Below are 18,023 nucleotides of genomic sequence, written 5' to 3' on the forward strand. Positions count from 1 at the left end.
AAGTATCACCTTTTTGCCGATATGTATGTAAGAAAAAAGAAAAAACGGAATCTATCGGAAGATTCCGTTTTTTAAAGCTGTTCCGTGTGCTTGTCGGAAGTACTCGTTGAATGCTTAAACGTGGAGACTGCGACGCTATTTCTTGGCGGCGAGCCATGCGGCCAGCGCCTGAATATCGGTATCGCTCAAGTTGCCCTTGAAAGCAGGCATTCCGCCTCTTCCGTTCAGAACAATGTTCTTGACGTCCGCCTCGCTGAGGCGGCTGCCCGCCTTTTGAAGGTTCGGGCCTACGCCGCCGCCCAGATCGGCACCATGACAGGCGATACACTGGGCCTTGAAAAGAGATTCGGCTTGGGCCGTCTGGCTTCCGCTGCCTGCGCCTTCGGGCGCGTTGCCGCCTGCGGCGGCTCCGGGGGAAGCGGTCGGCGACGCCGCGGGCGGTGCCGTTGAAGCCGGAGTCGTCGGCTGAGGCGTAGGCGCGGTTTGCTTTTGGCCGCAGGCCGCCAGCGAAGCGGTTACGAGCAGGGTGCCGACCAAGGCTGTCATCCGTTTGTTCATGCAAATCACCTCCGTTCGATTACATTCAGTAAAAGTTTCCCGACTATAGTTTGGCGTCCGTGTCCCGGAGATATTCTCGCTGGCTCATTACGGTTTCGAAGGCTTTTGCAATCCGTTGGGTTTTACGGTGAAAAAACGACAATTTTCTTTTCTTCGCCCCACGTATCTGCTAAACTATTTCTTAACTTGTGCGCTTTTCTACGTTAAAGGGCGCGTTCTAGCAGGAGGTTCGTGGAAAGGGTAGGGTGGACGATGAAACCTAGTTTGAAGGAACAATTACAGAAAAAAATTCTCATTCTGGACGGTGCCATGGGCACGATGATCCAGCAGGAAGATTTGTCGGCCGAAGATTTCGGAGGAGAAGAACTCGACGGCTGTAATGAAATGCTCGTTCTTACACGTCCGGATGTCATTCAGCGCATCCATGAGAAATATTTCGAAGCCGGTTCGGATATCGTTGAAACGAATACGTTCGGGGCAACGAGCGTCGTACTTGCCGAATACTATATACCGGAGAAGGCGCGTGAGATTAACCTTGCCGCAGCCAAACTGGCCGTCGAAGCCGCCCGGAAATATTCAACTCCCGAATGGCCGCGTTATGTCGCCGGCGCACTCGGTCCGACGACGAAGACGCTTTCGGTAACCGGAGGCGTTACGTTCGAGGAGCTTGAAGAGAGCTACTACGAGCAGACGATCGCCTTGATCGAGTCGGGCGTCGATGCCATTCTGCTGGAGACTTCCCAGGATACGCTCAACGTAAAAGCGGGCGGAATCGCGATCCAGCGGGCTTTTAAGACGACGGGCATCGAATTGCCGATTATGATTTCCGGCACGATCGAACCGATGGGTACGACGCTGGCCGGGCAAAATATCGAATCCTTCTATATTTCCCTGGAGCACCTCAATCCGATTTCGGTCGGACTGAACTGCGCGACGGGACCCGAATTCATGCGGGATCATATCCGGACCTTGTCCGGGCTTGCCGGCACTTATATTTCGTGTTATCCGAATGCGGGTCTTCCCGACGAGAACGGACATTATCATGAATCGCCCGAATCCCTGGCCAAGAAAATGGCCGCATTTGCCGAGCAGGGCTGGCTGAACATCGCGGGCGGCTGCTGCGGCACGACTCCCGCTCATATCCGCGCGCTGGCCGAAACGCTGAGCGCTTACAAACCGCGTACCGAACTGGGTACGCACCCGTCGGCCGTATCCGGTATCGAGACGGTATATATCGAGCCGGAGAACCGCCCCTACATGGTCGGCGAGCGGACGAACGTACTCGGTTCCCGGAAGTTCAAACGCCTGATCGCCGAAGGCAAGTATGAAGAGGCTTCCGAGATCGCCCGTGCCCAAGTTAAAGGCGGGGCCCACGTCATCGACGTCTGTCTGCAGGACCCGGACCGTGACGAAACGGAAGACATGACCAAGTTCCTGGAGCTTGTCGTCAAAAAAATCAAGGTTCCGCTCATGATCGATTCGACGGATACACGTGTCATTGAGCTGGGGCTGAAGCATTCGCAGGGGAAAGCGATCATCAACTCCATTAACCTCGAGGACGGGGAAGAGAAGTTCGAGAAGGTGCTTCCGCTTATTCACCGTTACGGAGCCGCGGCGGTAGTCGGTACGATCGACGAGCGCGGCCAGGCGATCACGCGTGAAGATAAGCTGGAAGTCGCGCAGCGTTCGCACGATCTGCTCGTCCACAAGTACGGAATGAATGCCGAAGATATCATTTTCGACCCGCTTGTATTCCCGGTGGGCACCGGGGACCAGCAGTATATCGGTTCCGCCAAGGAAACGATCGAAGGCATCCGTCTCATTAAAGAAGCGATGCCCGCAACCAAAACCATTCTTGGTCTCAGCAACGTTTCGTTCGGTCTTCCCGAAGCCGGACGCGAGGTGCTGAATGCCGTTTATTTGTACCACTGCACGAAGGCGGGTCTCGATTACGCCATCGTGAACACGGAGAAGCTGGAGCGGTACGCGTCCATCCCCGAAGAGGAAAGAACGCTTGCCGAGAAGCTCATTTACGAGACGAACGATGAGACTCTGGCCGAATTCGTGGCTCATTTCCGGGTAAAGAAGGTTGAGAAGAAGGAAAAGATATCAACCCTTACACTCGAAGAGCGGCTGGCCTCTTACGTGGTCGAGGGAACGAAGGAAGGGCTTCTTCCCGATCTGGAGCAGGCGCTTCAAAAATATTCGCCCCTGGAAGTGATCAACGGTCCTCTGATGGAAGGGATGGCGGAAGTCGGACGCCTGTTCAACAACAACGAGCTGATCGTAGCGGAAGTGCTTCAAAGCGCCGAAGTTATGAAGGCGTCCGTCGCTTATCTGGAGCAGTTCATGGAGAAGAACGAGACGGCGGTGAAAGGAAAAATTATTCTGGCCACCGTAAAAGGCGACGTCCACGATATCGGCAAAAACCTTGTGGAGATTATATTATCCAACAACGGCTACCAAATCGTGAACCTCGGCATCAAGGTTCCGCCGGAACAACTGATCGAGGCTTTCCGCAAAGAAAAACCGGACGCGATCGGGCTGTCGGGTCTGCTCGTGAAGTCCGCGCAGCAGATGATCATCACGGCGCAGGATTTGCGCAACGCCGGAATCGACGTTCCGATCATGGTGGGCGGCGCCGCTCTGACGCGGAAATTCACCAAGACGCGCATTTCGCCGGAGTATGACGGTCTCGTGCTGTACGCCAAAGACGCGATGGACGGTCTGGACATCGCGAACAAGCTGAGCGACCCCGTGCAGCGGGAGCGTCTTATCCAGGAGCTTCGGGAATCGAAGGATTCCGATGTGATGGAAGCCGGCCGCAAGGAAGGGACCGAAATGCCGGTCCTTACGCGAGTATTCTCGTCCACGGTCGACCGCACCCTGCCGGTGTCGGTACCGCCGGATCTGGACCGCCATGTTCTGCGCGATTACCCGATCAGCCATCTCATGCCGTACGTGAACATGCAGATGCTTCTCGGGCATCACCTGGGCCTGAAAGGCAAGGTCGACAAGCTCATCGCCGAGCAGGACCCGAAAGCCATGCAGCTGAAGGACACCGTAGATACTATCCTGTACGAAGCGCAGAAGAACGGCATCATCCGTACTCAGGGGATGTACCGGTTCTTCCCGGCCCAAGGGGACGGAAACGATGTCGTCGTGTACGATCCCGAAGACACGTCGAAGGTGATCAAACGCTTCACCTTCCCGCGCCAGGGAACCGAGCCGTTCCTGTGTCTGGCCGACTATCTGAAGCCGGTTGACAGCGGCGTCATGGATTATATCGGCTTCCTCGTCGTCACGGCGGGGCAGGGCGTAAGTGAGCTGGCGCGCGAATGGCGCGAGCAGGGCGATTATCTGCGCTCCCATGCGCTTCAATCGACGGCTCTCGAAGTCGCGGAAGCTTTTGCGGAGCGTGTGCATCATATTATGCGCGACGTGTGGGGCATTCCGGACTCCGCGGAAATGACGATGCAGGAGCGCTTCGGGGCGAAGTACACCGGCCAGCGGTTCTCGTTCGGGTACCCGGCTTGTCCGAACCTGGAGGATCAGGAGCCGCTGTTCGAGCTGATGAAGCCGGAGGATATCGGGATCGAGCTGACCGAGGGCTGCATGATGGAGCCGGAAGCGTCCGTGTCGGCTATCGTGTTCTCCCATCCGCAGGCGAGATATTTTAACGTCGATAAAGTTTAATGTTTCGTCTCGTCCGCAGATGAGTATGAATAAATAGGCGGCTGAAGTAAGGTTCGGCCGTCAGGCTGCGCAAAGCAGGACGGTTCTTCCGAGAGCCGTCTTTTTTGCCCTCTTCCGGAGGCGGAAGGATCGGGGCTGCGAAGGACTTTGCGGGAACATCCTGCGGGATGTGAGCCGTTTGACTTCGGGAACGAATTTTTATAGCATGTTAAAAAGCAGGGAAACTGACATCTGCAGAAACGAGGAACAAGGTCGTGGAATTGTATTTTCTCGGAACGGGAGCAGGCATGCCTGCCAGGCACCGTAATGTGACATCCATTGTGCTGAATTTGCTGCCGGAGCGGGGGAGCATCTGGTTTTTTGACTGCGGGGAAGGGACGCAGCATCAGATCTTGAGATCGCCGGTCAAGCTGAGCAAGTCAGAGAAGCTATTCGTTACGCATCTTCACGGCGATCATATATTCGGCCTGCCGGGACTTCTGAGCAGCCGTTCTTATCAGGGTGGGGATACGCCTTTTACGATTTACGGACCCAAAGGCATTAAAGCGTATGTGGACATGTCCCTGCAGCTTAGCCAGGTTCATCTCGACTATGAGCTCGCTATCCGGGAAATCCCCTCCGAAGGCGGAGTCGTCTTCGAGGACGAGTCGTTTCGGGTCGAAGCCGCTCCGCTGGACCACCGGATCGAATGCTTTGGCTACCGCATCGTCGAGAAAGACCTCCCGGGCAAGCTCCAGCAGGAGAAGCTCCATGAGCTGGGCATTACCGCCGGACCGCTTTACGGCCGTCTGAAGCAGGGCCAGACGGTCAAGCTGGAGGACGGACGGGAGCTGCGAGGAAGCGATTTCGTCGGCCCTTCGATCAAGGGTCGGACGGTCACGATCCTCGGCGACACGAAGCCGTGCGACAATTCGACGCTGCTGGCGGAAGGCGCCGACGTGCTGGTTCACGAGGCGACGTTCGGAGCCGAACGGGAAGATCTTGCCGCGGCGTACGACCATTCGACGACGGAACAGGCTGCGCGAACAGCCGCGGAAGGCGGCGTGGGCGCGCTGATCATGACGCACATCTCCTCGCGTTATCAAGGGGAGGGAGCCGAGCGTCTTCTCGAGGAAGCGAGAGCGATCCACCCGGATTCGTGGCTGGCCGAAGACTTCTACAGCCACGCTATCCCGCGCAGGCAAAGCTGAGTCGGGCTATTCACACCGGCCGGTCTCGGCGATTTACGGCGGATTCACCCCGCAGTGCGGGCTGACGGGGAAGCTTCCGACAGCGTAGAGGCGTGGGATGCGTCTCATGCAGCCTAAGCATGATCCGGGGATAGATCCGGCGGATGGCACACTGGGCACGGCTGCCGTTCCGCCCGCCCCGTCTTTGGCCCCGCGGTGACTATGTCTCCTGCCTGCCGTCAACCGATGTAAGCGGAAGCTTCCGGCAGCGGTATGCGGAAATCGCTTGAGGACGGATACAGAAGTACACAAACGCATATAGAAAAAGTCCCGGCTGGATTTCAGCCGGGACTTTTTTCTATTACAGCCGCTCAAGAGCCGCCGTGTGCTTCCGCTCCACCGGTGAATCCGGTCACTCGGTCGTTTCGAATTTGGCTTCATCCTGCAGTTCGCTTTTGAAGCCGCGGACGCTTTGACGGCGGCGTTCGTTTTTGGCTTCCAGCGTTGCTTGTTCCGTTGCGGAAATTTCGTCCGCATGCTCGTCCAGATATTCCTCAGATTCTTGAAGACGGGCTTCCGTGTTCCGGATGCTGTTTCTCAGGTGAACGGCATTATCCCCTCGGTTATCTTTTTTGGCCATCGGTATCCCTCCTTTCCATCTCCTACGATTCGCTTTTGGCGCACGCCGTATTCATAAAATCTTCATCTACTGCTAACGCTTAGATGATGCAGGCTTGCTAGGCTGATCCCAGGGGAGTCGGGAATACCCCGAAGGAAAAGCAGTCAAGGGGGAATGAGCATGGATACGGGTAGTCATCTGCTTATCGGAATCACCTTGGCGGGGGTGGCGACACTGCAGCCGGAGGTCGCGCACGATCCGCTTCTACTGCAAGCGGTGCTGGCCGTAACCGTAGCGGGCTCGCATGCGCCGGATCTGGATACGATCGCGCGTCTGAAAGGGTACGCCGTCTATCTCAGGCACCACCGGGGAATCACGCATTCGCTGCCTGCCCTGGTGGTCTGGCCGGCTTTGCTGAGCGCCTTGGCCGCTGCGCTTTTCGGCGGCATGTGGGACCATTACGTTCTCCTTTACGGCTGGGCGGCTATGGCCGTCATACTCCACGTCGGAATGGATTTGCTGAACGCATACGGCGTACAGTGTCTAAAACCCTTTTCCTCCCGCTGGCTCCATCTCGATATTCTGCCTCTTACCGATCCTTTTCTTTTGGCGCTTCACGGATGCGGGGCTCTTTTGTGGGTGGCCGGAGCCGCAAATCCGGGAATATGGATGGCTGCCGTATACGGGGCCAGCTTTATTTACGTAATGGCGCGCTGGCTTCATAAGCGCCTCCTTCTCCGCAGGTTGACCGGTTATGCGAAAGACTTGCTCGGAGCAGCCGGTCCGCTGCAGCTGGTTCCGGGTTTGACCTGGAGAAGCTGGCAGTTTGCGGCGGAAACGGAATACAGTTTTCACAGCGGAACGGTGCGCGGGGCGAGAATCGTTCTGAAAGATACCTACGTCAAGGACCGGACTCATCCGGTGATAGAGGCGGCCATGGCTGCCGAAGGTGTCCGGGCGTTTCTGGATTTTGCGCAGAGTAGTCATGTAAGCTGGGATTCGCATGGGGAAGGCTATGTGGTGAAATGGCGCGAAGTGAGATTTTGGCACGAGCACAAACTGCCGTTCGGCATTGACGTGACGCTGGATAGGGAATTGAAAGTTCTGTCCGAACAATTGGGATGGACAAAAAAAGCCTGGGAACCTCCCTATGTATAAAGAGAGGCCCCAGGCTTCCCGGCCCGGCTATACCGGTTCGGATTATTCGAAAGCGTTCCCGAATCGCCCCGCGAACAAGGTCTCTTTGAGCTCGCGTCTTCCCGACGGCTGCTCGCGCTGCAGATGCTGGTCGGAGAGCGACTGCGCATCTCCGTGATACCCGATGGCGATGACGGCGTGGATATCGTAATCGTCCGGCACGCCGAGCAGCCGGCGGGCACTCTCCCGGTCGAATCCGGCCATGGCATGGGAGATCAGTCCCTGACGCACCGCTTCCAGGGCCAGATAGCTCCAGGATGCCCCTGCATCAAACGCGTGAGAACCGTTCACACCTCCGGCGGGCGACGGCGTATGGGAGAGAATGAGAGCAAGCACGGGCGCTTTCAGGCACCAGGTTTTGTTGGAAGCTGAAATAAATTCGGCGAACATCCCCTTCTCTTCCTCCGTACGCGCGACAATGTAACGCCAGGGCTGGAGATTGCTGGCGGAGGGAGCCCAACGGGCCGCTTCGAACAGGCTCATCAAAATTTCACTCGAAATTTCCTTTTCGAGAAAGGCCCTCGACGACCAACGATTAAGAAAAATCGGATTGATATCATAAGCGGCATGACGCTCATTTTGTACGTCGAAACGATGTTCCGGCATGACCATTCCTCCTGTCTTTTTCTGACACGAAATCAAAAACGGTTCACCTTCTTATTTGGACGCAAACGGCGAATCCTAAACAAACCGGCGTATGACAAAGGAAAAAACAGGGCATGCTAGTACAGCTTCTTTTTAACAAAATGGGGGTGCTGAACATGAACTTTACAAGCCAGGATATCATTGTGATTGAAAGAGCGCTTCAGCTTGCCATCCGCAGCGAGACGAAGGAGACGAAAGCCGAGGAATACCGCGAGGTACTTCATAAGCTCCAGCTTAGTTCCATGCAGGCTCTGCAGGAACAGAGCGTCGTCACAACCGCCGTTCAGGATGGCATCCGTTATGATTATGACGATTCGTCGGATCTCGTGTAAGCGTCACGGAACGGATAGCTAACGGGAACCGGCTTCTGCCGCCGACATACGGCTGAGCGCGGCCCTCGGTGTCTCTCCTCCGGGATGTGTGTTTCCGTCCGCATCATAAAGGCCTTGAATCCGGCGGTCCGCGATGGATGGCCGGAAGAAGGCCGGGTTCAGTCCGTCGGACCGGACATCCGCCCTATAATATTCCGTACATGGAACCGCCCGCCCGACTCGGCAATGTCTTCCGGGTGGAATATCCGTTCCACTCCGGTGTTCACGACGAGCCCGCCCGGGTTCCGTGTAGGACGAGTGCATACCTACAGCGCTTGATTGCGGGGCCAAACCTCGCCGTTACGTAGCGTGATGATCGTTATTCGATACGACAAACTAAGCCGGAACGAAGCTGACGGGAGTTTCTACTCCCTGTACTTTTCCGCGCCGTATAGAGATATGCCCCACCGGAATGGACGCCCTGATGTCCACTCCTTTTTTGCGTGCCGGCCTTTCCAGCGCTTTGCTAAGGATAAGCATGTTCACCTGTGCTACTTCTCCGATCATTTCGCCGGCAGGATGACGAGGCGACGGGTAGGGACGTATCTCCCCCTCGCACCCGGCGCCAGTGTTTCGCATAACGAAAGCCCCGTATAAAAACTGGGGCTTTTTTTCTTTTGCCCGGGGAGCGTATAATAAATGAGAACAGCCGTTCTAAGCAGTTGAGGTTAAGAAGGGACGCGAACCATGAGGAAGAAACAGCTTGCCGAATTAATTCAGGAACTCCGGACCGATGAAAATATAGTGAACTGGCACGAGATCGAACCCCGGGAAGCGAAAACGAAAGCCATTCCCGGGAGCGTGGATGACCGGATCAAGTCCGCTTTGACAAAGCGGGGGATCACGGAGCTGTACACCCATCAGCACACCGCTTATGAGACGGTGCACACCGGACAGAACATCGTGGCGGTAACGCCGACGGCTTCCGGCAAAACGCTCTGCTACAATCTGCCTGTGCTTCAGGCCATAGCGGATGACGATACGAGCCGCGCGCTGTATCTGTTTCCGACGAAAGCTCTGGCGCAGGACCAGAAGAGCGAGTTGAACGAAATCATCGGTGAAATGGGCATCGATATCAAAAGCTACACTTACGACGGGGATACTTCGCCGGCCATACGGCAGATCGTACGAAAAGCGGGGCATATCGTCATTACGAATCCGGATATGCTTCATTCCGCCATTTTGCCGCATCATACCAAATGGGTCAGCCTTTTCGAAAATTTGAAATATATCGTCATCGACGAGCTGCACACGTACCGGGGCGTATTCGGCAGTCATGTCGCGAACGTTATCCGGCGCCTGAAACGGATCTGCAAGTTTTACGGCAGCGATCCGGTGTTTATCTGTACCTCCGCCACCATTGCCAACCCGAAAGAGCTGGCGGAGCAGCTCACGGGCTCTCCGATGAGGCTTATCGACGATAACGGCGCACCTAGAGGGCGGAAGCATTTCGTGTTTTACAATCCGCCCGTTGTGAACAAGCCTCTTAATATCCGCAGAAGCGCCGCAGCGGAAGTGAATAACCTGGCCAAGCAATTTCTGAAAAATAAAATTCAGACGATCGTTTTCGCGAGAAGCCGGGTGAGAGTGGAAATTATTTTGAGCCGAATCCAGGAGCTGGTAAAAAACGAGCTTGGGACCAAATCCATCCGGGGGTACCGTGGCGGTTATTTGCCTAAACAGAGGCGCGAAATCGAGAGAGGCTTGCGGGCCGGGGAGATTTTAGGCGTTGTCAGCACCAACGCGCTGGAGCTTGGCGTAGACATCGGACAGCTGCAGGTTTGCATTATGACCGGCTATCCGGGAAGCATCGCGAGCACTTGGCAGCAGGCGGGACGTGCCGGACGCCGGCATGGAGAGGCGCTTATCGTGATGGTAGCCAGCTCTACCCCTATCGATCAATATGTCGTCCAGAACCCGGACTATTTTTTCGACAGGACGCCGGAAGCTGCCCGGATCAATCCGGAAAATTTAATTATTTTGGTCGATCATCTGAAATGTGCGGCTTACGAGCTGCCATTCAAAGAAACGGAAGAATTCGGCCCCCTGGAAGTTGCCGAGATTATGGAATTTTTAGTGGAAGAACGCGTGCTGCATCATAACGGGGATACGTTTTATTGGGCCAGTCAGTCGTTTCCGGCCAATGAAATCAGCCTACGCTCGGCTTCACAGGAAAACGTCGTCATCGTCGACCAATCCGATGTGGCGAATGTGCGGATCATCGGGGAGATGGACCGGTTCAGCGCCATGACGCTTCTGCACGACGAAGCCATTTATTTGCACGAAGGCGTGCAATATCAGGTCGAGAAACTGGATTGGGAGCACAAAAAAGCTTACGTGAGCGAAGTCGATGTGGAGTACTATACCGATGCCAATCTGGCTATCCAGCTTAAAGTATTGGAAATCGACAAAACGTCGGACCGGGACCGTTCTTCCCTGAATTTCGGGGATGTCACGATTAATGCCATTCCGACTATTTTTAAGAAAATCAAACTCACGACCGGAGAAAATATCGGATCGGGGCCCATCCACCTGCCGGAAGAAGAACTGCATACAAGCGCCGCATGGGTAGAGCTGAAAGAACCGAATTTGGAGGTAGGTACGAAAGCTCTGGAACAAATTTTATGGGGTATCGCAAACGTGATGAAGCATATTGCGCCTGTTTTGGTGATGTGCGACCGGAACGACGTTCATGTCATTTCTCAAATCAAAGCGAACCATACCGGACTGCCGACGATTTTTCTCTACGATCATTATCCCGGCGGTATCGGCCTTGCCGAAGAAGTCTATACGCGTTTTGACGAAGTCAGAAAGGCCGCGAAAAATCTCATTCAGAAATGTCCGTGCGAAGACGGCTGCCCGTCATGTATCGGGTCCGAGATTGAGGGAATCCATGCGAAGCGAACGAGCCTAGAGCTGTTGGACCAGTTTTAATCAACGCGAGTCTTCTAGGCGGTAAACTTATGAAATAAACGGAGGTGTCCGTATGGTCGCGTTAGAACTCATGTTGCCCGAGCAGTTTAACGAGTGGCTGCTGCTTTCCGTAAAAGAATACGCCGAAAGTAAAACAAAAGCCGGAAACGTGGCGGCTGAGAAAGCGCAGGAAGATTCGGCCCGTGAATTTAAAGAGCTGTTACCGGATGGATTAAACACGGCGGACAGTTATATTTTTAATGCGACGGACGAGGAAAGCAATCAAATCGTCGGCACGTTGTGGATCAAAATCCGAAGTGAACAGCAGGACGTATTTATTTACGGGATTCGCATGAGTGAAGATTTTCGCGGGAAAGGGTTTGGCAAGCAAACGCTGCAGGCTCTGGAAGCTTTCATTAAAGAGAGAGGCTTTCCTCCAAAAATTTCGCTACACGTCTTCGGAGACAATGAAATCGCCCTGAACCTTTATAGATCGGTCGGTTTCGAAGCGACCAATATTCGTATGTCCAAGGTTATAGGCGAATGAATGTTAAATACGCGCTACCCGAAAATGCCCATGTAAGGATGGATGCCCGTCATGTACCGGTACCGAAACAGAAGGACTGAACATTACATCGAAAAGCCTGCATCTGCCAAAGAGGCTGTGGCGATTGAAACTTGCGAGACCGGCGGTTCACAAGAGAACCGCGAATCCCTCGAGGCGCGCGGCTTTGGCGGGGCAGCGCCGGGAGCGGCCCGATGAGCGGGCTGCGTGATCGGCTTGCCCGGCATCTGAAGCCGGGCAAGACCGCAGCTGCGCCGGAGGCGGGAGCGGAACAGCAGCAGGCTGAGCTGAGGCCGGAACAGGCGCAGCATGGCCCGGCGGAAGGCGGCGAACCGGCTGCATGTCCGCTGAGCGAGTCCGCCGTCGGCGCGGGGGCCAGCCCGGCCCGCGAGCCCGCGACTGCGCCCGACGCCGAGGAAAGTGCGCGGGCGGAGGGGGCCCCCGGCTATGCCGGGCACGCCGCCGGCGGCTCTCCGGCGGACGCGCCGTCCGGCAGCGGGCAGGCGGACGAGCCTGCGGCTCCCGCAGCACCGGCTTTGGCGCATCCGGAGGCCGCAGCGTGGGCGAAGCTGGACGCGGAGCTGTACGAGTTCTCGGCAGGCTCCTTCGTACGGCGCGTACGCACCTACCCGATGGATGCCTACCATGGCCGGTATCGGCTTGACGCGCTCCATGCGCATGTCCGGGAGCTCGAAGCGTTCCACCCCGAAGCGGAGCCGGTCCATGCCGAAGGCCTCCTCTTCTTCGATACGGAGACGACCGGTCTTGGAGTCGGGGCGGGCAATGTTGCCTTTCTCGTAGGCATCGGCTATTACGAAGGCGGGCGTTTTGTCGTCGAGCAGCTTTTTATCCGGCATCCTGCCGAAGAGCGTGCGATGCTGGCTTATCTGGAGGAGAAAATGAAGCGGTTCACCCATGTCGTCTCTTACAACGGGAGGACCTTCGACTGGCCGATTTTGCAGAACCGGTTTATTCTGAATCGGATGCGGCCGGACATCGACCGTCTGCTTCATCTGGACCTGCTGCATCCTTCCCGCAGTCTATGGAAGCATTCCATGCCGTCCGTACGGCTGGGTAAGGTAGAAGAAGCGCAGCTCGGGTATGCACGGGAAGACGACGTTTCCGGGGCGTTCGCTCCCGAGCTCTATGTCCTGTATCTGGCCGAAGGTAAGACGGACGTGCTGCGGGGCGTCTTCGTCCATAACGAGCGGGATATAGTGTCGCTTGCGGCATTATCCGCTCTGATTACACGGTATTTGGCCGATGAAGAGCCTCTGGAACCGAAATCGCCCGGAGATCTGTTCCGTCTGGGCCAGTGGCTACTGAAAATGAACCGGCTTGCATCCGCCGAAAAGATACTGGAACTGGGATTTTCCAGACTCCAGGAGCAGGGGGAAGAGGGGCGTGCGGTCAGCGGCGATCTGCTTCTCCGTTACGCGGCCTACTACAAAAAAGCCGGCGTCCGCGATAGAGCCGTCGAATTGTGGACCCGGCTGATTCGTCAGGCGGGACCTGCGGCTGCGGCGCCGGTAGAAGCCTATATCGAGCTCGCAATGCACTATGAGCACGGATGCAAAGATTATGTGCTCGCTTTGGAGCTGTCGCGCGAAGCGCTGGACGTCCTGCGCCAAAGACGCAGACTCTTGCGGCGCAGCGAGAAGGCGGCCGACGAAGAGCGGCGGATCGCGCATCGGATCGATCGGCTGCAGCGTAAGCTCCGGGATTGCGGCAAATCCGTTTCGGAGAGAAAAACGTCCGTTAAAGCCGCTATTCCGTCCAGACCGTCCAAGCCCCCCGGTCAAGCCAGGTCCGCTAAGCCGTCCGGCAAGCCACGGCCCGCTTATGCGGCCGACAGTTTGTTCGACGTGGCCCGGAACCCCGGCTGAGCCGGCGGGCAGTGTCGCTGTTTGCCGCCCCAAATTACCGCGGAATACAATTCCGCAGTCCGATTTTCCAAACGTCATGCCCATTTACGGGTGTGGCGTTTTCTTTTTTTTACTGAATAAAAACGGAGAATGTCTGTCAAAGGGTCAACGATCCGGTACTGGAGGTTGTGTTTTTGCTGAGTTCGACTGCCCCCTGTGAAAGCCAAGGCGCCTGCCCCCAGAAAGCCAGGGGCATGCCGTTCCGTCTGCCCAAGGGTTTCGCGCCCGAAACGGTGCTTATGAATACCGCCGAATTGCGGACCGATCAGACCGCACTCGTCGTGTTGGCCGTGGGCATCCGCAGCCTCCATTTTGATGGCCTTAAACGAAGAATAATGCCTGGTGCGGGTCGTTTTTCACGGTCTGCGTTGTTTTGCGAGAAGGCTGAGAAGGCCCTGACGTTTAAAGGGAGGAGAGCGGGGACATACCAGTAAGAAGCCGGAGAAAGGATGTGGCCTCATGCCCGAATGGCCGGAAATGGAACATTATCGGCAGGAATTGAACAAAAGGATTCAAAACCGCGCGATTAGCGGTATTACCGTAAATAGACCGAAATCGTTGAACGTGCCGGAAGAAGAGTTTCGGTCGACCATCCTGGGAGCGGTCGTGGAGCGCGTCGACCGGAGGGCGAAGCAGCTCGTTTTCGTGTTGAGCGGAGAACGCTATCTGCTCCTTCATCTTATGTTGGGCGGAATGATGGTTCTCGGCACGGAAGCGGACAAGCCGGAGCGGACGACTCAGATCGAGCTTCGCTTCGGGGAGACGGTCCTGTATTTTATCGGGCTGAGGCTCGGCTATCTGCACCTTTACGGCAAGCGAGGACTGGAGGCGGAGCTGGCTTCCCTGGGACCGGAGCCGTTTGACGCGGATCTGACCGCAGGCCGGTTTGCAGACATGCTGAAAACCGGCAAGGGCAATTTGAAAACGTGCCTGACCGATCAGCACTGGCTGGCGGGGATCGGCAACTGCTACTCCGACGAAATTTGCTTTGCCGCGGGTCTCCTGCCTTCAAGGCGCCCGGCTGCTTTGGAGGAGCACGAGGCGGCTCGTTTGTACACCTCCATGCGCAGTGTCCTTACCGAAGCGCTCCGGGCAGGCGGCTACATGGAAATGCCTCTCTACGATGGGGATGAGCGGACGGGCGGCTTCAACGAGCTGTGCCGTGTCTATGACCGGGGCGGCGAGCCGTGCGTAAGATGCGGGAACCAGATTGTGTTCCGGACGCTGTCTTCGCGTAAATGTTTCTTTTGCGGAAACTGCCAGACATGATAAGCGGAGGGGGAGAGAAGAACCATGGCGCGCAAAAAGAAAAAAGATCTTCACATCGGAGCGCATATCAGCACCCGGAAAGGGTTTTACGGGGCCGCAGTGACCGCTTCCGCAATCGGAGCCGGGGCTTTTCAATTTTTTCCGAAAAATCCCCGCAGCCTGATTCTGAAAACAAACGTAGACTGGAACGACGCCCGGCGGTGCGCGGAATATTCCCGGGAGAACGGCGTTCTTTCCATCGGGCATGCCCCCTATCCGCTTAATCCGGCTGCCGAAGGCGGCCAGCAGGACGTGATGGTGGAGGCGATGCTCAATGCGCTGGAGATTGTGGACGCGTGCGGTTCCGTAGGTCTGGTCGTACATTTCGGGAAGTTTTCCGGAAAAGATCCGTTACAAGGCTATAAAAATATAATACAATGTACGAATAAGACGCTGAGCCGGTGGCGGGGCAGCGCGCTTCTCCTGCTTGAAAACCAGGCCGGCAGCGGTTCCCAGATGGGCACGACCATGGAGGAACTGGCCCGGATCAGAGAGCTTTCGGACTATCCGGACAAAATCGGTTTCTGCCTCGATACTTGTCATGCGTTTGCGGCAGGTCTTTGGCACGGGGACGATTGGGACGAGGTGGAGAAAAAAGGCGGCGAGCTTGGGTATTTCGACCATTTGAAGGCCGTGCACCTTAACGATTCCCTCTATCCCCACGGCTCGGGCAAGGACCGTCACGCCAATATCGGCGACGGGTATATCGGCCTGGAAGGATTCAAATCCTTACTGGCTTCGGATATCGTGCGGGGGATTCCGCTTGTGCTCGAAACGGGCAGCGGACCGGACGGTACGCACAGGAAAGAGATTGCGCTAGTCAAGCAGACAGCCGGGGCGGCGGGAAAGGAATCCTGATGAAGATTCACGTTTTTTTGGACGATCAGCGCAGATGTCCGGCCGGTTTTACTCTTGCGCGAAATGTGGAGGAATGCCGGCTGCTTTTGCAGGATTGCGAGGTGGACATCCTGTCGCTTGATTACGATCTGGGCTGGGACGAATCCGGGTGGGATATCGTGGCCTGGATGATCGGGACCGGCACTTTTCCGGCCCGCATTTACTTGCACACGTCCAGCCTGGAAGGCCGGAACCGGATGTACCAAGCGTTGTACGCTTCAGTTCCTTCGACGACCTCTCTTCATCCGGGACCTCCCCCTGCCGGTTTATTGGCCGAGCTTGCCGGGGGTTGACTCATTTATACGTTTTTATAGAGAAGAGAGGAGTCTTCGACATGATTCATTTGAACGATATTCATTTTATACGCGAAGAACGGCATATTCTGCAGGATGTATCTTTTCATGCGGAAAAAGGCGAGCACTGGGTTCTGCTGGGCAAGAACGGGTCGGGCAAAACGACGCTCCTTGAGCTTATGAACGGCTACCAGTTCCCTTCCAGAGGCAAAGTCGAGGTGCTGGGCAACCGGTACGGACAAGTAGACGTGCGCGAAGTCCGCAAGCGTATTGGCTATATTTCCCAGTCCCTTTTTGAGAAAATGAATCTGGCGGATACGGTGTGGGAAGCGGTGGCGACTGGCGAGTACGCCTATCTGCGCTTTTACCAGGAAATTCCCGAAGATGTGAAAAAGAAAGCGATCGGCATGCTGGAAAGAATCGGACTGCCGCATGTCGCGATGCAGTCGATCGGAACACTTTCGCAGGGCGAGCGCAAAAAAGTGATGCTGGCCCGTTCCATGATGCAGAAACCGGAGCTTCTGATTATGGACGAGCCCTGCTCGGGGCTGGACCTTTACGAACGCGAGAAACTGTTGGCGGCGATCCGTGAATTCAGCGATCAGGATATGACGGTGCTTTACGTTACGCATCATATCGAAGAAATCATCCCGATGTTTACACATGTGGCGCTTATCGAACAGGGACGGATCATTGCGGCCGGACCCAAGGAAGAAGTGCTGACGCCGGAACATCTCTACCAAGCTTTTCAGGTTCCGCTCGAAGTGGAGTGGTTCCGCAATAGACCATGGATAAAGGTGCTGTAAGGAATGACAGAACATGATTCGACTACAAACACGGCCCGCCTGATCGGCACGGCCAACCGCGGGTTTGCCCAGCATGCCCAGGAAGAAGTGCGGCGGCTTATACCCGGCGTGAAATTCCGGACGCTCGTTCCGACGGAAACGTTTCTGGCGGAGGCGCCCGGAAGCTGGGAGGAAATCTCGGAAGCCATCCGGGTCCAGGAGCCGATTTTTCTCCGGCATATGCAGCCTGTCCAGGGAGAGCGCGTTTTGTCCGGAACGGACGAGGATATTTTGGCGGCCGCGGAACTTGCGTCCGAGCTCGGCGTTCTGCACGCCGGCAGCAGCTCCGCGGTCCAGGTAAGAATCGCCGACGGGACGGAAGTGCCTTACGGCGCCTCCGATGTCCGCGCGGCTTGCGAGATCGCCATGAGCGAGGCCACGGGGGCCGAGACGCTGGTGCGTCATGCGGACAAGATCCTTTCGGTCTATGTCGGGCATCAGGCGATTTATGCCGGGGTCTCCGCACCGGAAGAGAATTTGTCCGACTGGAGCGGCGGCGCCATCCGCTTTCAGCGCGAAGAGAACCAAGTCTCCCGCGCGAAATTCAAGCTGCTCGAGGCGGAGCGCAAGTTTCATCTGCATTTTGCGGATTTCCGCAAAGCGGTCGATGTAGGTGCGGCTCCCGGCGGCTGGACTTCGCTCCTGCTGGAGCGTGGGCTTCACGTGACTGCGATCGACCCGGCCAAAATGCATCCGAGCCTCATTAAGCACCCGCGACTTACGTATCACGGCAAGAATGCCGCGGATGTGAAGCTGCGCGAGGGCGAGTTCGACCTGCTTGTCTGCGATATGAGCTGGAGCCCGCGGCAGATGAGCCGGCTAATCCTTGATCTCCTGCCTGCGCTTCAAAGCGGGGGAACAGCGATCATCACGGCGAAACTGATGCACAAAAAACCCTTTCAAACGGTGAAAGAGCTGAAGCAGGATTTTGAAGGCCATCTGGAACTGCGGCAGGCGAAGCAATTGTTTCACAACCGCGAAGAGCTTACGCTATATTTTGTCAAAAAATAAGCCCGCCAGAG

At 56.3% G+C, this 18,023-nt stretch carries 15 protein-coding genes; 12 read left to right on the plus strand and 3 right to left on the minus strand.

The features are described from left to right. Positions 1–135 precede the first annotated feature (135 nt). The gene (locus KVT34_RS02580) at positions 136–558 is read right to left on the minus strand and encodes a c-type cytochrome (RefSeq protein WP_217556521.1); all 423 of its coding nucleotides are present in this window, start codon (positions 556–558) and stop codon (positions 136–138) included. 252 nt (positions 559–810) lie between these two features. Here KVT34_RS02580 and metH point away from each other — a divergent pair, with 252 nt between their 5' ends. Together metH and rnz are read left to right on the plus strand one after the other, a co-directional pair. Beyond that, the gene (metH, locus tag KVT34_RS02585; protein ID WP_217556522.1) at positions 811–4,254 is read left to right on the plus strand and encodes a methionine synthase; all 3,444 of its coding nucleotides are present in this window, start codon (positions 811–813) and stop codon (positions 4,252–4,254) included. Positions 4,255–4,508: 254 nt separating this feature from the next. Beyond that, the gene (rnz, locus tag KVT34_RS02590; protein ID WP_217556524.1) at positions 4,509–5,444 is read left to right on the plus strand and encodes a ribonuclease Z; all 936 of its coding nucleotides are present in this window, start codon (positions 4,509–4,511) and stop codon (positions 5,442–5,444) included. Between the two features lie 391 nt (positions 5,445–5,835). Here the strand turns inward: rnz and KVT34_RS02595 are convergent, their stop codons facing one another. After that, positions 5,836–6,063, minus strand: a complete 228-nt coding sequence (locus KVT34_RS02595; protein ID WP_217556525.1) for a small acid-soluble spore protein Tlp — start codon at positions 6,061–6,063, stop codon at positions 5,836–5,838. Positions 6,064–6,222: 159 nt separating this feature from the next. Between KVT34_RS02595 and KVT34_RS02600 the strand changes: the two genes are divergently transcribed. Then, positions 6,223–7,200: a metal-dependent hydrolase gene (locus tag KVT34_RS02600; protein WP_217556526.1), complete on the plus strand. Its 978-nt coding sequence runs from the start codon at positions 6,223–6,225 to the stop codon at positions 7,198–7,200. 42 nt (positions 7,201–7,242) lie between these two features. On the opposite strand, the gene KVT34_RS02605 is transcribed toward KVT34_RS02600, so the two are convergent. Then, on the minus strand, positions 7,243–7,845 hold the full coding sequence (locus KVT34_RS02605) for a nitroreductase family protein (RefSeq protein ID WP_217556527.1): 603 nt from the start codon (positions 7,843–7,845) through the stop codon (positions 7,243–7,245). A 113-nt stretch (positions 7,846–7,958) separates the two neighbouring features. Here KVT34_RS02605 and KVT34_RS02610 point away from each other — a divergent pair, with 113 nt between their 5' ends. The 9 genes from KVT34_RS02610 to KVT34_RS02650 all read left to right on the plus strand — a co-directional run bounded on the left by KVT34_RS02610 (position 7,959) and on the right by KVT34_RS02650 (position 18,012). Further along, a complete protein-coding gene (locus tag KVT34_RS02610; protein WP_217556528.1) occupies positions 7,959–8,216 on the plus strand; it encodes a hypothetical protein in 258 nt (85 codons plus the stop codon). 726 nt (positions 8,217–8,942) lie between these two features. Beyond that, positions 8,943–11,189: a DEAD/DEAH box helicase gene (locus tag KVT34_RS02615; RefSeq protein ID WP_217556529.1), complete on the plus strand. Its 2,247-nt coding sequence runs from the start codon at positions 8,943–8,945 to the stop codon at positions 11,187–11,189. Between the two features lie 52 nt (positions 11,190–11,241). Next, positions 11,242–11,715: a GNAT family N-acetyltransferase gene (locus tag KVT34_RS02620; protein WP_217556531.1), complete on the plus strand. Its 474-nt coding sequence runs from the start codon at positions 11,242–11,244 to the stop codon at positions 11,713–11,715. A 212-nt stretch (positions 11,716–11,927) separates the two neighbouring features. Further along, entirely contained in the window at positions 11,928–13,619 is a 1,692-nt protein-coding gene (locus KVT34_RS02625) for a ribonuclease H-like domain-containing protein (RefSeq protein ID WP_217556532.1), read from the plus strand. Between the two features lie 498 nt (positions 13,620–14,117). Next, on the plus strand, positions 14,118–14,927 hold the full coding sequence (locus KVT34_RS02630) for an Fpg/Nei family DNA glycosylase (protein ID WP_217556533.1): 810 nt from the start codon (positions 14,118–14,120) through the stop codon (positions 14,925–14,927). Between the two features lie 24 nt (positions 14,928–14,951). Beyond that, positions 14,952–15,824: a deoxyribonuclease IV gene (locus KVT34_RS02635; RefSeq protein WP_217556534.1), complete on the plus strand. Its 873-nt coding sequence runs from the start codon at positions 14,952–14,954 to the stop codon at positions 15,822–15,824. After that, on the plus strand, positions 15,824–16,156 hold the full coding sequence (locus tag KVT34_RS02640) for a cyclic-phosphate processing receiver domain-containing protein (RefSeq protein WP_042228078.1): 333 nt from the start codon (positions 15,824–15,826) through the stop codon (positions 16,154–16,156). The genes KVT34_RS02635 and KVT34_RS02640 overlap by 1 nt, the downstream gene beginning before the upstream one ends. 41 nt (positions 16,157–16,197) lie before the next feature. Further along, positions 16,198–16,962: an ABC transporter ATP-binding protein gene (locus KVT34_RS02645; RefSeq protein WP_042228077.1), complete on the plus strand. Its 765-nt coding sequence runs from the start codon at positions 16,198–16,200 to the stop codon at positions 16,960–16,962. A gap of 3 nt (positions 16,963–16,965) precedes the next feature. Next, a complete protein-coding gene (locus KVT34_RS02650) occupies positions 16,966–18,012 on the plus strand; it encodes a 23S rRNA (cytidine(2498)-2'-O)-methyltransferase RlmM (RefSeq protein ID WP_217556535.1) in 1,047 nt (348 codons plus the stop codon). Positions 18,013–18,023: the final 11 nt, after the last annotated feature.

The organism is Paenibacillus sp. GbtcB18 (assembly GCF_019091125.1).
In the GTDB taxonomy this organism is placed as follows: domain Bacteria; phylum Bacillota; class Bacilli; order Paenibacillales; family NBRC-103111; genus Paenibacillus_F; species Paenibacillus_F chitinolyticus.

Excerpts from the sequence above, each read along its gene's own strand:
- KVT34_RS02580 (WP_217556521.1), bottom strand. The coding sequence starts at position 558 with ATGAACAAACGGATGACAGCCTTGGTCGGCACCCTGCTCGTAACCGCT.
- metH (WP_217556522.1), top strand. The coding sequence starts at position 811 with ATGAAACCTAGTTTGAAGGAACAATTACAGAAAAAAATTCTCATTCTG.
- KVT34_RS02595 (WP_217556525.1), bottom strand. The coding sequence starts at position 6,063 with ATGGCCAAAAAAGATAACCGAGGGGATAATGCCGTTCACCTGAGAAAC.
- KVT34_RS02600 (WP_217556526.1), top strand. The coding sequence starts at position 6,223 with ATGGATACGGGTAGTCATCTGCTTATCGGAATCACCTTGGCGGGGGTG.
- KVT34_RS02605 (WP_217556527.1), bottom strand. The coding sequence starts at position 7,845 with ATGCCGGAACATCGTTTCGACGTACAAAATGAGCGTCATGCCGCTTAT.
- KVT34_RS02610 (WP_217556528.1), top strand. The coding sequence starts at position 7,959 with ATGCTAGTACAGCTTCTTTTTAACAAAATGGGGGTGCTGAACATGAAC.
- KVT34_RS02615 (WP_217556529.1), top strand. The coding sequence starts at position 8,943 with ATGAGGAAGAAACAGCTTGCCGAATTAATTCAGGAACTCCGGACCGAT.
- KVT34_RS02620 (WP_217556531.1), top strand. The coding sequence starts at position 11,242 with ATGGTCGCGTTAGAACTCATGTTGCCCGAGCAGTTTAACGAGTGGCTG.
- KVT34_RS02625 (WP_217556532.1), top strand. The coding sequence starts at position 11,928 with ATGAGCGGGCTGCGTGATCGGCTTGCCCGGCATCTGAAGCCGGGCAAG.
- KVT34_RS02630 (WP_217556533.1), top strand. The coding sequence starts at position 14,118 with ATGCCCGAATGGCCGGAAATGGAACATTATCGGCAGGAATTGAACAAA.
- KVT34_RS02635 (WP_217556534.1), top strand. The coding sequence starts at position 14,952 with ATGGCGCGCAAAAAGAAAAAAGATCTTCACATCGGAGCGCATATCAGC.
- KVT34_RS02640 (WP_042228078.1), top strand. The coding sequence starts at position 15,824 with ATGAAGATTCACGTTTTTTTGGACGATCAGCGCAGATGTCCGGCCGGT.
- KVT34_RS02645 (WP_042228077.1), top strand. The coding sequence starts at position 16,198 with ATGATTCATTTGAACGATATTCATTTTATACGCGAAGAACGGCATATT.
- KVT34_RS02650 (WP_217556535.1), top strand. The coding sequence starts at position 16,966 with ATGACAGAACATGATTCGACTACAAACACGGCCCGCCTGATCGGCACG.